Below are 13,533 nucleotides of genomic sequence, written 5' to 3' on the forward strand. Positions count from 1 at the left end.
AGACTGTGCTCGCGTTACCACCCTGATTCCGTAAACAGACCATTTTCAAAAAGACTGGTCCCGTCACGGCTCTCCGAGCCCTACTCAACTACAGCAGGGCGCCATTGTAACGTATGGCACACGGTGATAGCTTACACACGCCGGATAAAACTCAAGCGCTTCAGCTCACTTCTCAGGGAGGATCTTCGGTCATGTTCTGAACGTTGGCTTGCACCGGAAAAAGGCCAACTCTCTGAGGGACAAAAACATGACGTACTCATTCCCATCAACGAATTACAAATGTTAAATTCATCGGGATATTAAATCAGCAGCTTCGCTGCCCTGAATAACAACCCATTACCCAACGGATAACGTGATATTCAGTATAGTATTTACAGTTATAGCCTGTTTGAAGATAAAAGTCAACCCTGACGAGACCCAATCATCGCTGTCAGAAATGACGATTAATAAATCTCTTTCATTTCACGCTCACGCTCCAGCACTTCGCGTTCACGATTTTCAAGAGCTTCCCATCCGTCCTGACTTAACAAGTCAAGCTGCGCCTCCACCAATGTACGAAAACGTGCCCGGTAAATCGAAGCCTGCTTCTTCAGTTCCTCGACCTCCAACGCAATTTTGCGGGATTTGGACAACGCTTCATTCACAATGCGGTCCGCATTTTTTTCCGCTTCCTTCACGATGAGCTGCGATTCTTTCTTGGCATTGTTACGGACTTCATCAGCCGCTTCTTGCGCCACGATAATCGTCTTGCTCAACGTATCCTCAATGGTCGAAAAATGATCGAGCTTTTCCTGAACATTCAACAGCTGTGTACTCAGTTCTTTATTTTCACGGATAACGCCCTCGTAATCCTTGATCACCTGATCCAAAAATTCATTGACCTGATCTTCGTCATAACCGCGAAGCCGGCGGGCAAATTCCTTGTTATGTATATCCAATGGCGTTAATGGCATGCCGTCCACCTCCTATAAGATTGACAAAAAAACATTTTCCGCGTCACGACGCTCACTATCATCTATCGGTCATCATACCCCGTTTTGTGAATGCTGTACAGAGCAAAATCGTTCCAGTTCTCCGCTATAGCTTAATTCTTTCGACAGAAAGCTCGTGATTCCTGCCTCCAGCTATATAAACTTGCCAATTTTGACACGGAATCTTCCTTTTTTTGTCATTCCATCTGTTTCCAGCACTTTGAAACGCCCAAACCCCTGCATGGAAATAACGTCCCCCGCTTTAAGTGAAGTGGATGGATTCTCCTCCACCTTCCAATTCACCCGGCAACGTCCGGCCCGGATCGGAGTTAAAATCTTGCTCCGGCTGAGCTTGTACACATCACTGGCAATGCCATCCAGACGCAAAGAAGCCACCGTCAGGTCCAGCGGCTCCAATGCAACATCCTTCGTCCGCAGATTTTCTGGAGGCAACAGTTCGGTCCACACATGAACACGATGAACCTGCTGTAAATGCATTGTAATAAAATCGCTGATCTCTGAAGCCACCAATACATGGCACCCATCGTCCAGCACATGAATATCCCCGATTTTTCCACGCTTGATTCCAAGTCCCAATATCGCACCCAAGTAATCACCGTGCTCCAACGTATTAATTTTATGATCATCGGACAAAACGGAAAGAACCTGAATCCCCATATTCTCCTCGTCCAAATACGAATAATCGGGCGCAATCAGCGCCCGCTTTCGTTCCGATGCCTCATAGCCGCCATCTATCCTAATCGTGACCTTGTCTTCCTTCGAAGCAAGCGTCTCCAATATGTACAGTTGACGCGGGTCCAAAAAATCAGTCAGCTTCTGCTCATGATAAGCCCCCGCATGACTGATCCATTCGGAAGCGCGATCTACATAATCCCGTTCATCCGGGTGAAAATGCTCATAAATCTCGGTTCGCATAAGTCCTCCTAGACGAAATTGCTAATTAAAGACATCAAACCGTACGACGCAAAACGCAGAGCAATCAGCGCAACGATGGGTGAAATATCAATCATCCCGAAGATTGGCGGTATAAATCTGCGAAAAGGAGACAAATACGGCTCCACAAACTTGGCAAGTAAATCACCGATTACACTTTCTCTTGCATTAGGAAGCCATGACATCAGGACATATGCAATGATCATGTAAGAATAAATCTGAAATAGCCAACCGATTACCTCGATCAAGAAAAGCTCACCTCATTCTGTTAAGTTCTTGTTCAGTGTCAGCTAGTATTTCCGTAATGGAGCCTTGAATTTCAACCGTATCCGGTGTACACAGGAAAATATTATTGCCCACCTTGGAAATCCCCCCGCCCAACGCATATACAGTACCACTTAAAAAATCAATGATGCGCAACGCCTGATCCTTACGGATGCGTTGCAAATTGACCACGACTGTACGATGGGAACGAATGTGGTCGGCAATTTCCTGTGCTTCATCATAAGAACGCGGCTCATACAGGACAACTTTCACATTTTTCTGTGAATGGATGCTGACAACATTATTGCCCTTCTGGTTCTTACGTTTATCAAAGCTTGGGGTTTCAATTTCTTGATCTTCCGGCGTATTCATAACCTCTCGCTCTACAACTTCCTCTTCTTCCTGAAGTCCCAGGAAGTTCATGAACTTATTCATTACGCCCAATGGAAATCCTCCTCTCGTCCGACCAGTACAGAACCAAGCCGTAACCAGGTCGCTCCTTCTTCAACCGCCACCTCAAAATCATTAGACATGCCCATCGACAGGTGAACAATAGGTTCTCTCGTTAAAGCTTGTCCATTTAACGCATCACGCAGTTCACGTAGCCCCCGAAATACAGGCCGGGTATTCTCCGGGTCTTCCTCATGGGGAGCCATTGTCATCAAGCCGATCACGTCCACATGCTCCAGATCGCGAATTTGTTTCAGAAAAGGTACCACCGCCTCAGAAGAAAGGCCATATTTCGAAGTTTCCCCTGAAATATTAACTTGCACAAAGGCTTTGATCCTTAGTCCAAGAGCAGCCGCCTTCTTGTCCAATTCCTGAGCCAGCGACAACCGATCAAGCGAGTGTATAAATTCAAATTTTCCAATAACATCTTTAACCTTATTGGTTTGCAGATGACCGATAAAATGCCATGTTCCCCGGTCACCCAGCTTGCTCCATTTATCCGCAGCATCCTGCCAGCGATTTTCGCCAACATGCTCCAAGCCATTGTCTAATACGGATGCCATCGCCACTGCTGAAACATATTTCGTGACAGCAATCACATTTACTTCTTCACGCAAACGTCCGCTGCGGGCACATGCCGCTTCCACACGGGCGTTCACTTCTTTAATTCGTTCCTCCAAAGACACGGGAGGACTCACCTCTCTTCCAGACCAATCCAGCTCGCCATTCTCCCTGTGACGCCGCCTTCCTTGCGATACGAAAAAAACAAATCGCTGCGGCTACTCGTGCATAAGGTAGTACATTCGATACGGCTCGGCAATATTCCTGCTTTCATCATAATGTGTCGATTGCATTGTTTCAAGTCAAGGAGCGTTTTTCCGCCGCCTAACGGGAAATAGACAGTACCTTCCCATTTATCATTACCCGGGCAATCATGCTCCAAAACCCGAATTTGGCTCATAACATGCTCATCCACCTCGTATGACTCAGAACCAATGGAAGGGCCAATGGCTGCAAGCAAATCGGACGGCTGAGATCCATATTCGGTCTGCATCGTTTGCACCATTTTCAGCGCAATCTCCGCAACTGTTCCTTTCCAGCCCGCATGCGCCAGCCCAACCACACGCCGCACCGGATCACAAAAATATAACGGCACGCAATCCGCATAAAAGGATGTCAGTAAAATGCCTGGTGCATCGGTCAACAGTCCGTCTGTATCCTGAAAAGCGGATACACGATCCACAAAGCCACGCCCGCGGTCAGCAGCCTTTACAACAGCAACGTGATTACCGTGTACCTGCTCTCCACAGGTCCAGGCTTCAGGCATAAATCCGAGCTGCTCCGCAATAAGCTGCCGATTGCGAATAACTTTCTCCGGGTCATCCCCTACATGAAACGCACAATTCAGACTTTCATAAGGCACTTCACTGACACCGCCATGGCGTCCGGTAAAGCCTGCTGTCAATCCGCGAACCTGTTTCTCCCAGGATTGAATATATAACAACTCCGGCAAAGGATGCGTGCCATCTGCCGTTGACGCGACACCCGTTGCCCCGGTATTTACTACAAACGGTTCCATTCGTTCTCACCTCTACTGCCCAGTGTACCAAAAAGCCGCCGCCGTGTCTTCACATAGCTGTCAAATGCACATATTCCTAAAGCTCAAAATCACTGTTCAAAATCCCCGTCGATCATTTCGTTCCTGGCGCTCAATATATACTTTTTCCTCACCATCACCCTGCGGCTCATGCAGTCCCTCCAATCGTACAAGTACCACATCCGAGCCAATTTTCACAATGTTGCGCCAAGGAATGACCAGTTCACTTCCCCCTCCAAACCAGCCCATAAAACGGCTGCTGCCAGGGACAACAATGGCCTCGATTTTGCCCTGCCGTACATCAATCTCCAAATCACTGATTTGTCCCAATCGTCGCCCATCTACAATGTTAATGACATCCTTTGTTTGAAACTCGGAAATTTTCATGGCCCTTACCGACGTTTCCGGCGTACTCACACGCATCACATCCTTTATTTCACTATATGAGCGAGAGAACCCAAAAAATGTCCTTTAAACGCAAAAACGATCCACACAGGATCGTTTTTATCAGTGTGCCTTCCAAGCTTCTCTTCCCTTAAAACTAAGACTTCACATGCTTTTGCATTTGCTGTATAGCCGACTTCTCTAATCTCGAAACCTGGGCTTGAGAGATACCGATTTCGTCGGCAACCTCCATCTGCGTCTTTCCTTCATAAAAACGCATGGACAATATCATCTTTTCACGCTGGCCCAGGCGATGCATCGCTTCCCGCAGAGCGATTTCCTCAATCCATGAGACGTCCTTATTTCTGTCATCACTGATCTGATCCATCACATAGATTGGGTCGCCCCCGTCGTGATATATCGGCTCGAACAGCGAAACCGGGTCCTGAATCGCATCTAATGCGAACACAACATCTTCCTTAGGCACGTTCAGCGCCTCAGAAATTTCAAAAATCGTCGGTTCCCGCGAATTCAGATTTGTCAGACTATCCCGCACTTGAAGCGCCTTATATGCAATATCTCGCAGCGAACGGGATACACGGATCGGATTGTTGTCCCGCAAATACCGGCGTATCTCACCGATAATCATCGGCACCGCATAAGTGGAAAACTTCACGTTTTGCGAAAGGTCAAAATTATCAATCGCCTTCATCAGGCCGATGCATCCTACCTGAAACAAATCGTCAACAAACTCTCCCCGATTGTTAAAGCGCTGAATCACACTCAGGACGAGCCGTAAATTGCCGTTAACCAATTTTTCTCTGGCTGATCGTTCATTATTTTGCTGAAGTGATGTGAACAGCTCGCGCATTTCCGCATTGGTTAGCACCGGCAGTTTGGCGGTATCCACACCGCAAATTTCCACTTTGTTTCGGGTCATCGTGTCTTACCTCCCAAGGAGCAACATTAATGTACATTATCTCCTGAGGGTGTTTTTTTATTCGCCGTTTCCATCGCTTCCGAATATACCCAAACGTCACACCATTTTGTTGAACTCTTTCCGTAAGCGCTTTATAATACGTTTTTCCAGACGCGAAATATAGGATTGCGAGATGCCTAACAGGTCAGCAACATCCTTCTGTGTCTTCTCTTCCCCGTCCTGCAAGCCAAAACGCAGCTCCATAATCAGACGTTCCCGATCCGTCAGCTTATCCAGCGCCTTATGCAATAATTTGCGGTCCACCTGCTCCTCAATATTGCGGTAAATGGTATCATTTTCCGTCCCCATCACATCGGAAAGTAGCAACTCATTCCCATCCCAATCAATATTCAAAGGCTCGTCAAAAGAAACTTCCGTTCTCGTTTTACTATTTCGGCGCAAATACATTAAAATTTCATTTTCGATGCATCGGGAAGCATAGGTAGCGAGCTTGATTTTTTTCTCGGGATCAAAGGTGTTAACTGCCTTGATAAGTCCAATCGCCCCTATGGATACGAGATCCTCAATGTTGATTCCTGTGTTCTCAAACTTACGTGCAATGTACACCACCAGCCGCAAATTCCGTTCAATCAACATGGAGCGTACTGCTGCATCACCGGAAGAGAGTTTTCCAAGCAAATACTCTTCCTCATCCCTCGTCAGCGGCGGGGGGAGCGCCTCGCTGCCGCCGATATAATAAATCTCTTCACTTTTTAACCCGAATAAAAATAAAATACGATAATATTGCAACTGTAAAGTCAACCTGATTTTCATCTTGAATTTCATCTGTTCCCACATGTCATTCTCCCCCTTCTGAAAATGGTGCTAAATCTCGCTGCATCCCTTCGTCCGTTACAGCAATAGCCTGATTGCCTTCAGACCTGATCGTGTGTCCACGACCATCGTCCTGCGCTTCAAAGCTTGCTTCCTGCTTATGATCCTCCGGCTCAGCAGCCCCCTCCGCGTGTGCCGTCACATCTGGATGAATGATCGCGCGGTATTTTCCCTCTGCTGACAGCTTCCCCCCATCCAAGCCGATCAGCACCCGATGATGCACATAACGAGCCCCATTCATCACCACCTCTACGCGATCCGGTTTGAGTGCGAGCATAAAGGAGTGGTTACGGTTAATGCCACGATAGGGAACAAGACGAACTCGATCCTGCCAGTTGAACGATTCGTCTCCCAACTCCATCACCAGTTGATCCGCATTTCCCTCAGATAGCTTTTGGAGCCAGGAAGAGGGTAAATATGCCTCCCACAAGGCAGCCTCCATGACCATCACTGGTGACCTGGTCAAAGGATCATGAAGTTGGTTCCCCGTATCCAACAAGCCTGTACACTCAATATGATCCTGTCCGATCCATACCTGCACCTCACCCAGAAATCCACTCATCCTTTCCGCGCGATGCTTTGAAGATTGCACAATACGAAAGAAAAGCATCACTCCGCCAAATGTGCATAAGATAAACCAGAATGCAATTTTCAGCTCAAAGGACATTCCACCTGAAGCCGTGTACCAGATGCCATTAAACAATTCCCCCGTACTCTGGAGTAAATAATGCATCCCCAGAATTCCTCCCGCTGCTACAAAATTGATCATATAAAAAGCACCCATCGTACGAAGATACTTTTGCATGCTGCCAAATCCAAAAGCCACCAACAGCATAATGACCGATAATGCCAGCTTAATCAGGAATGTAAATAAAAAGGACAGCTCCGGCACAAACATCATGACCACATACATCGCACCGATAACAGCCGAAGCAAGCAGCCGCCACCACACCAGACGAATTTTTCTCATCCAGGCGGTAGCCATCAGCAGTACAGCATCAATGAACAAATTGGCCAAAAAAATTAAGTCGATGTAAACAACCAAAGGTTCACCCGCCCAGCGTTTGCAGGATAGGCTTAAGTATAGTAGTCATGCTGTTCAAAGTCTGTCTAACGATGGGGACGGTGACCGACTAATTTTGTCGGAAAGGGGAGAAGCACGGGAAATGGTAAAAATGGAGTTCTTACAATGGAATCAGCCAACGAATCGAATACGAGATACAGAAAATAGAAAGAAGCCCGCATCTCCAAGGAGAATACGGGCTATCCGATTTCAATCTAGTTATCGTTATTATTATTGCGTGAACGGTTACGTAAAAATGTCGGAATATCGAGTTGATCACTGCTCTGAGTGTTGCCGAACGGACGCAAGTTAGGAGAACCCTTCTCCGCCGATTCAGGTGCCGCCGGGTTAGCAGTCGGTTTACGCCCAGGTGCCGGTTGGCTTGGTTTACCTTCAAAGCCAGTTGCAATGACGGTAACCTTAATCTCTTCTTTCAACTCTTCGTCAATGATGGCACCGAAGATCATATTGACCTCCGGATCGGAAGCCGAGGTTACAATTTCAGCTGCTTCATTCACTTCGTATAAAGACAGATTGTTGCCGCCAGTGATGTTCATAATCACACCCCGTGCGCCTTCAATGGATGTTTCCAACAACGGGCTCATAATAGCCTTGCGTGCTGCTTCAGCCGCCCGATTCTCACCAGTTGCTTCGCCAATCCCCATCAAAGCGGAGCCACGCTCCGTCATAATCGTTTTCACGTCAGCAAAGTCGAGGTTGATCAAACCCGGTACAGCGATCAAATCAGAAATACCTTGTACCGCCTGACGAAGAACATTGTCCGCTTCGCGGAATGCTTCCAGCATAGGGGTCTTTTTATCCACAATTTCAAGCAGGCGATCATTTGGGATAACAATTAAAGTGTCTACCTTTTCTTTTAATCCCTCAATGCCCAGCTCGGCTTGATTGGAGCGCTTACGCCCTTCAAATGTGAATGGTCGTGTTACAACGCCTACAGTCAGCGCGCCGCATTCCTTGGCAATTTCAGCAATGACAGGAGCTGCTCCAGTACCTGTACCGCCACCCATTCCCGCCGTCACGAATACCATATCCGCACCTTTGAGTGTGTTCATAATGAGTTCACGCGACTCCTCAGCCGCTTTTTTACCCACATCCGGATTAGCTCCGGCACCCAAACCACGAGTCAGCTTATCACCAATTTGAAGCTTATGCTCAGACTTCGCTAAATGAAGCGCCTGAGCATCTGTGTTGACGGTGATAAACTCCACACCCTGAACACCATTTTCGATCATTCGGTTAACCGCATTGCTGCCGCCGCCTCCGACGCCGATCACTTTAATTTGAGCCAAGCTCTCCATTTCAAAATCAAATTCCAACATACTATTCCATCTCCCCCTCAATGTGCATGGATGGCCCGTCCATGATTGGCATAATTAGCAATGAACGTTATATAAACTCACTGAACATGTTTTTTAAGCGTTCAATCAACCCCTGCTTTTGCTCGCCTTCCGCAACGGGACTGCTCTTGGTTCGGTTGGTCGGCTTCTTGGAACTTCCACCGCTGTTGCTGCTAACGCTGGTCGATCTTCCGCGATAGTAGCGAATGGCATTATGCAAGATGCCGACTCCGCTTGTGTAACCCGGATCCCTTACACCGATAAAGTCTGGTACGGCGATCCTTACAGAAGCGGCCAGTTCGCTTTGTGCCACCTGAAGTACACCAGGCATGGAGACGGTGCCTCCGGTAAGTATATAACCCCCCGGAAGCTCTGTGTAACCCAAGCGCTTAACTTCCGCCTGAATGAGTTGAAAAATTTCCTGCACCCTCGGCTCAATAATGGCAGCCAAGTCCTGCTGATTGAATTCCTTATCGACATTACTGCCGATGCGGGTCACTTTAAAGACGACATCGGCTGCCGCATCATCATACCATGCGCAGCCGTATTTAAGCTTTACTTTTTCGGCTTGATCGGTAAGGGTTCTCAGTCCGTAGGCAATATCATTGGTTACAAATTCTCCGCCGATGGGAAGTGTAGATGTGGCAACAATCGTTCCTTCCTGGAAAATAGCAACATTTGTAGAGCCTGCACCAATATCCACCAGCACCGAACCCATCACCTTTTCATCCTTCGAAAGTGACAATTGTCCGGCGCCCAGAGGTAGCAGCACCAAATCTTTGATTCTCAAGCCGCCCTTCTCAACGCAGCGCAACAGATTATGTATCGGCGTCTTGCCTCCCGTAACAATCGTAGCCTCTACTTCCAGACGAACTCCGATCATACCGCGAGGGTCTTGAATACCTTCAAGGCCATCCACGACATACTGCTTGGCTACCACGTCAATAATTTCTCTCTCTGGTGGTACTGCAATAACTTCAGCTGCCTTGAGCACACGCTCAATGTCCTCCTCACCGATTTCACGGTCCTCGTTGGACACGGCTACTACGCCATGACTATTTTGCAGGCCAATATGGTTGCCTGAAATCCCCACATACACTTCTGTTATTTGAATACCAACCATGCGCTCTGCGTGATCCACGGCGTTACGGATTGATTGCACGGTTTGATCGATGTCTACAATTGCACCTTTGCGAATCCCTTCCGAGTCGGCAGATCCAACTCCAATAATATTAAAGGTTCCATTGTTCATTTCCCCAATAATAGCCCGAACTTTGGATGTACCGATGTCCAAACTAACAATGATGTCATTGTTGCTCAAGTCTGTGGCACCTCCTGACTCCAAAATGAATTTCGTTCTTTGAACACACTCTGTACATATTCAACATACTCCATGCTTTCCCTCTTTTTTCTACAAATTTTTTAGAAGCCAATTTATGGTTGCAGTCACATAAAAATTTGAAGAAAAAAGAAGGAGGCAAGTCTATTACCCATAAAATCAATTCTAGCATTTTTTCACATCACTGAGTAGTATCTTTTTCTTGGGGCTCTTCGCTCGTATCCTGTTTGAACGGAACGTAGGAATCTGCCTCCAGCATTGTGATCAAACCAGGCTCTTCTGTTTCCAGCACCTGATTCAAATAACTGATTTTAGAGCTCAGCAGAGAAACCGTCGTAATAACCTCAAATTGAGAGCGTGTATACATTTTGATGCGGTCTGGAAAAGAGGGTATCGGCGCGGGAATGATTTCCGATATGTCGGCTGTCCATTCCCCCGGAATCCGAGATAACGCATCACATAGCTTTGCTTTGTAGGGATCATCCGATTTCCATTTGGTTAAAATAGGCTTCTCAACCGCAATTCCGCTACTGCCCACGCCTACGCTGGTCCCATTCGCAAGAATGGCGCGCAGGCTCCCATCACTCTGCAACTCGTAAGCAACCGTAGCAAACTCTTTAATATGAACAGCAATGACTCCCGGAAACTGCTTGTCCACTGTTACTTGTTGAATCGACTGAATCTCTCGCAGCTTCTCGGAAATGCCCGAAGAACTGACTCCGAAATACTGATCACCGATAGCCAGACCACTTCGATTAAGCAACTGTTCCTGGGTCGAAAATACATTGCCGTCAAAACGGATTTCAGAAACCCGGCTTAATGAGGAACGGAAAAAGAGAACAGCAAGCAGTACGATAAACAACAAAATGAGCAGTATGGCAATCTTCCGACTTGTTCTTTTCTTCATTCTGTTCTGTTTAAGAACAGGTATTTGAGCGTTTGGCATAGCTTCTCTCCACAAAAGCCTTTGGTCCCTCCGCTAACGGAGGGACATTACAGGCATTAATTTACGAAATCCAACTGCTCCGGCACCGGAGACTGACGGCTCATTCGGGCACCCAGTCCCTGGAAAAGACGCTCGATCCGGTCATACCCTCTGTCAATATGGTGTACCTGCTCGACAATGGTAAGTCCTTGAGCGGCCAGACCCGCTATAACCAGCGCAGCCCCTGCGCGTAGATCGGTAGCCTCTACCGTGGCCCCGTACAGACGGGGAACTCCCCGTATAAAAGCTGCATTCGCATCAACTGTAATATCGGCACCCATCACATTCAATTCATCCACATGTTTGAATCGGCTTTCGAAGACCGTCTCTTTCATCACACTAAAGCCATCTGCCAGAGAAAGCAGAACCATGACTTGAGACTGCAAGTCCGTCGGAAAAGACGGGTAAGGGGAGGTAACAATCCTCTCCACTGCTTTGGGGCGGCTCATGCAACTTACGGTCATTATATCATTCAAGATACCGATTTGAACACCAGCCCGCCTGAGGACATGAATCAGAGCGGACAAATGGGAGGGATTACAGTGTGTCAACGACACACTGCCGCGTGTGGCCGCAGCCGCGATCATAACGGTCCCAGCTACGATGCGATCGGGAATAACCTCATACGTACACGGATTCAAACAGTTGACTCCCGTAATTGTAATCGTATCCGTCCCCGCTCCGATAATACGAGCTCCCATCGCATTCAGGAAGTTTTGAAGATCCTGAATCTCAGGTTCCCTCGCTGCGTTGGTAATCGTCGTTCGTCCTTCAGCCAACGCAGCGGCCATCATAATATTTTCGGTGGCCCCTACGCTCGGGAAATCCAAATGGATATCCGTTCCAGTCAGCTTGCGAGCCCGAAACGTAATTTGTTCTTCTTTTTCCACGATCTCCGCTCCAAGAGCCTTCAGGCCCTCCAAGTGAAGATCAATTTTGCGCTCGCCTATGGCACAGCCTCCCGGCTGGTAAATGGAAACTTCTCCATATCTGGCGAGCAGCGGTCCCATCAGAAAAATAGACGAGCGCATCTGCTTCATCAAATCTTCCGGAATCTGGAACGTTCGGACGGACGACGTATCCACGTATACCGTTTCCTCTTCATGTCGGCATGTACAGCCAAGTCTCTCAAGGATGTGCAGCATGACCTTAATGTCTAATAGATGGGGCACATTCCGAATTTCTACTTTTCCTTGTGCAAGCAAGCTTGCCGCAAGAATGGGTAGTGCCGCGTTTTTTGCCCCATGGATACGTATGGTGCCTGACAAGGGACGGCCTCCCTCAATCACCAATTTGTCCAATGTATCACCTCCGAGTTTACCGCTCACCCACTACGAAAACCTCCGGAACTAGCTTGATGCCGGTTTGAGATGATATTGTACTTTGAATATGCTTCATTAGGGTAAGCACGTCCTCTGCTGTCGCTTGACCGGTATTAACAATGAAATTGGCATGCTGTACGGAAACCTCAGCGCCTCCCGCTTTTAAGCCCTTGAGACCTGCATTTTCAATGAGACGGGCCGCATAGTCTCCTGGCGGATTGCGAAACACACTTCCCGCACAAGCCAGTTGTAACGGCTGAGTCAGCCTACGACGATCTTTGAAAGCCGCAAGAGCCGCCGAAATTTCCTCACGGTTACCCTGCTTCATCCGAAACACCGCCTCTGTCACCATTCCACGCTGCTCATGCAGCACGGAGTGACGATAGCTGAAATGCATTTGTTCGGCATCATACACAGCCAATTCCCCTGTATCCAGCACAATCTCAGCGGACTGGAATATTTGTGACACATCAGACCCATGGGCACCAGCGTTCATGTAGACAGCCCCGCCAACCGATCCTGGGATACCTCCCGCAAATTCGAGGCCGGATAGCCCCTGCTTGCTGGCCATAACACACAGTTTGACTAGTGACACGCCTCCACCGGCGACGATCCGTTCATCTTCAAAACGGACATAATCAAATCCCGGTCCCAGCTTGATCACGAGGCCCCGGATTCCTTTATCAGAAACGAGCATGTTCGAGCCCCGTCCCAACTGCATCCACGGGATTCCGTGCTCGCCAGCCAGCCGCAGTAAAGTTGCTAGCTGCTCCTTGGTATCCGGGATGACAAGAGCATCCGCCGGACCTCCAATCTTCCACGTCGTATATTTGGAAAGCGGCTCATGCTCCAGTACTTTTCCGATATCATGCTCCGCTAATAATGGCATCCATTGCTGCATTGTACTGAAACCTCCTTGTTGCTTGCCCCGCAGGGTTATAAGGCTCTCACCTGACAACCGGCAGCCTGAGTGATGGTCACAATGTATAGGGTATCTTATGTCAATACCATCCGGTGTGTGACAACCGCCCAG

The 13,533-nt window shown here is 48.0% G+C and carries 15 protein-coding genes and 1 other annotated feature (1 of these 16 running past the window's edge); all 15 genes read right to left on the reverse strand.

All coding sequences use genetic code 11. From position 1 onward, the window contains the following. Positions 1–278, reverse strand: a binding site (T-box leader) (it extends 10 nt beyond the left edge of the window). Between the two features lie 165 nt (positions 279–443). Beyond that, positions 444–953, reverse strand: coding sequence for a DivIVA domain-containing protein (locus tag ABIA61_RS08025; protein WP_014282424.1), 510 nt, complete (start codon positions 951–953; stop codon positions 444–446). Between the two features lie 171 nt (positions 954–1,124). Continuing rightward, positions 1,125–1,907 carry a YlmH family RNA-binding protein gene (locus ABIA61_RS08030; protein WP_283652484.1) on the reverse strand — a complete coding sequence of 261 codons (783 nt, stop codon included), beginning with the start codon at positions 1,905–1,907 and terminating at the stop codon, positions 1,125–1,127. Between the two features lie 8 nt (positions 1,908–1,915). After that, entirely contained in the window at positions 1,916–2,173 is a 258-nt protein-coding gene (locus ABIA61_RS08035) for a YggT family protein (protein WP_014282426.1), read from the reverse strand. Positions 2,174–2,180: 7 nt separating this feature from the next. Next, the gene (locus tag ABIA61_RS08040) at positions 2,181–2,633 is read right to left on the reverse strand and encodes a cell division protein SepF (protein WP_025684635.1); all 453 of its coding nucleotides are present in this window, start codon (positions 2,631–2,633) and stop codon (positions 2,181–2,183) included. Further along, positions 2,624–3,325, reverse strand: coding sequence for a YggS family pyridoxal phosphate-dependent enzyme (locus tag ABIA61_RS08045; RefSeq protein WP_283652485.1), 702 nt, complete (start codon positions 3,323–3,325; stop codon positions 2,624–2,626). Before ABIA61_RS08045 ends, ABIA61_RS08040 begins: the two co-directional genes overlap by 10 nt. 8 nt (positions 3,326–3,333) lie before the next feature. Beyond that, the gene (gene pgeF, locus ABIA61_RS08050; protein WP_283652486.1) at positions 3,334–4,218 is read right to left on the reverse strand and encodes a peptidoglycan editing factor PgeF; all 885 of its coding nucleotides are present in this window, start codon (positions 4,216–4,218) and stop codon (positions 3,334–3,336) included. 96 nt (positions 4,219–4,314) lie between these two features. Next, positions 4,315–4,653, reverse strand: a complete 339-nt coding sequence (locus ABIA61_RS08055; protein ID WP_044648401.1) for a YlmC/YmxH family sporulation protein — start codon at positions 4,651–4,653, stop codon at positions 4,315–4,317. Positions 4,654–4,777: 124 nt separating this feature from the next. Beyond that, the gene (sigG, locus tag ABIA61_RS08060; protein WP_007431182.1) at positions 4,778–5,560 is read right to left on the reverse strand and encodes an RNA polymerase sporulation sigma factor SigG; all 783 of its coding nucleotides are present in this window, start codon (positions 5,558–5,560) and stop codon (positions 4,778–4,780) included. A 96-nt stretch (positions 5,561–5,656) separates the two neighbouring features. Next, positions 5,657–6,397: an RNA polymerase sporulation sigma factor SigE gene (gene sigE / locus ABIA61_RS08065; RefSeq protein ID WP_404580030.1), complete on the reverse strand. Its 741-nt coding sequence runs from the start codon at positions 6,395–6,397 to the stop codon at positions 5,657–5,659. A 1-nt stretch (position 6,398) separates the two neighbouring features. Beyond that, positions 6,399–7,478: a sigma-E processing peptidase SpoIIGA gene (gene spoIIGA / locus ABIA61_RS08070; protein ID WP_283652487.1), complete on the reverse strand. Its 1,080-nt coding sequence runs from the start codon at positions 7,476–7,478 to the stop codon at positions 6,399–6,401. Between the two features lie 233 nt (positions 7,479–7,711). Continuing rightward, positions 7,712–8,836: a cell division protein FtsZ gene (ftsZ, locus tag ABIA61_RS08075; protein ID WP_283652488.1), complete on the reverse strand. Its 1,125-nt coding sequence runs from the start codon at positions 8,834–8,836 to the stop codon at positions 7,712–7,714. Positions 8,837–8,903: 67 nt separating this feature from the next. Continuing rightward, positions 8,904–10,175 (reverse strand): cell division protein FtsA, encoded by a 1,272-nt coding sequence (gene ftsA / locus ABIA61_RS08080; protein WP_044649278.1) that lies wholly within the window; start codon positions 10,173–10,175, stop codon positions 8,904–8,906. 199 nt (positions 10,176–10,374) lie between these two features. Then, entirely contained in the window at positions 10,375–11,139 is a 765-nt protein-coding gene (locus ABIA61_RS08085) for a cell division protein FtsQ/DivIB (RefSeq protein ID WP_283652489.1), read from the reverse strand. A 56-nt stretch (positions 11,140–11,195) separates the two neighbouring features. Beyond that, positions 11,196–12,506 carry a UDP-N-acetylglucosamine 1-carboxyvinyltransferase gene (gene murA / locus ABIA61_RS08090; RefSeq protein ID WP_283652490.1) on the reverse strand — a complete coding sequence of 437 codons (1,311 nt, stop codon included), beginning with the start codon at positions 12,504–12,506 and terminating at the stop codon, positions 11,196–11,198. After that, positions 12,496–13,401, reverse strand: coding sequence for a UDP-N-acetylmuramate dehydrogenase (gene murB / locus ABIA61_RS08095; protein ID WP_044649280.1), 906 nt, complete (start codon positions 13,399–13,401; stop codon positions 12,496–12,498). Before murB ends, murA begins: the two co-directional genes overlap by 11 nt. Positions 13,402–13,533: the final 132 nt, after the last annotated feature.

It is taken from the genome of Paenibacillus sp. RC21, from assembly GCF_044907935.1.
Taxonomy (GTDB): domain Bacteria; phylum Bacillota; class Bacilli; order Paenibacillales; family Paenibacillaceae; genus Paenibacillus; species Paenibacillus terrae_A.

What these genes read in the sequence shown, in the direction of transcription:
- sigG (WP_007431182.1), bottom strand. Translation starts at nt 5,560, where the DNA reads ATGACCCGAAACAAAGTGGAAATTTGCGGTGTGGATACCGCCAAACTG.
- ABIA61_RS08030 (WP_283652484.1), bottom strand. Translation starts at nt 1,907, where the DNA reads ATGCGAACCGAGATTTATGAGCATTTTCACCCGGATGAACGGGATTAT.
- murB (WP_044649280.1), bottom strand. Translation starts at nt 13,401, where the DNA reads ATGCAGCAATGGATGCCATTATTAGCGGAGCATGATATCGGAAAAGTA.
- ABIA61_RS08085 (WP_283652489.1), bottom strand. Translation starts at nt 11,139, where the DNA reads ATGCCAAACGCTCAAATACCTGTTCTTAAACAGAACAGAATGAAGAAA.
- sigE (WP_404580030.1), bottom strand. Translation starts at nt 6,397, where the DNA reads ATGTGGGAACAGATGAAATTCAAGATGAAAATCAGGTTGACTTTACAG.
- pgeF (WP_283652486.1), bottom strand. Translation starts at nt 4,218, where the DNA reads ATGGAACCGTTTGTAGTAAATACCGGGGCAACGGGTGTCGCGTCAACG.
- ABIA61_RS08025 (WP_014282424.1), bottom strand. Translation starts at nt 953, where the DNA reads ATGCCATTAACGCCATTGGATATACATAACAAGGAATTTGCCCGCCGG.
- ftsZ (WP_283652488.1), bottom strand. Translation starts at nt 8,836, where the DNA reads ATGTTGGAATTTGATTTTGAAATGGAGAGCTTGGCTCAAATTAAAGTG.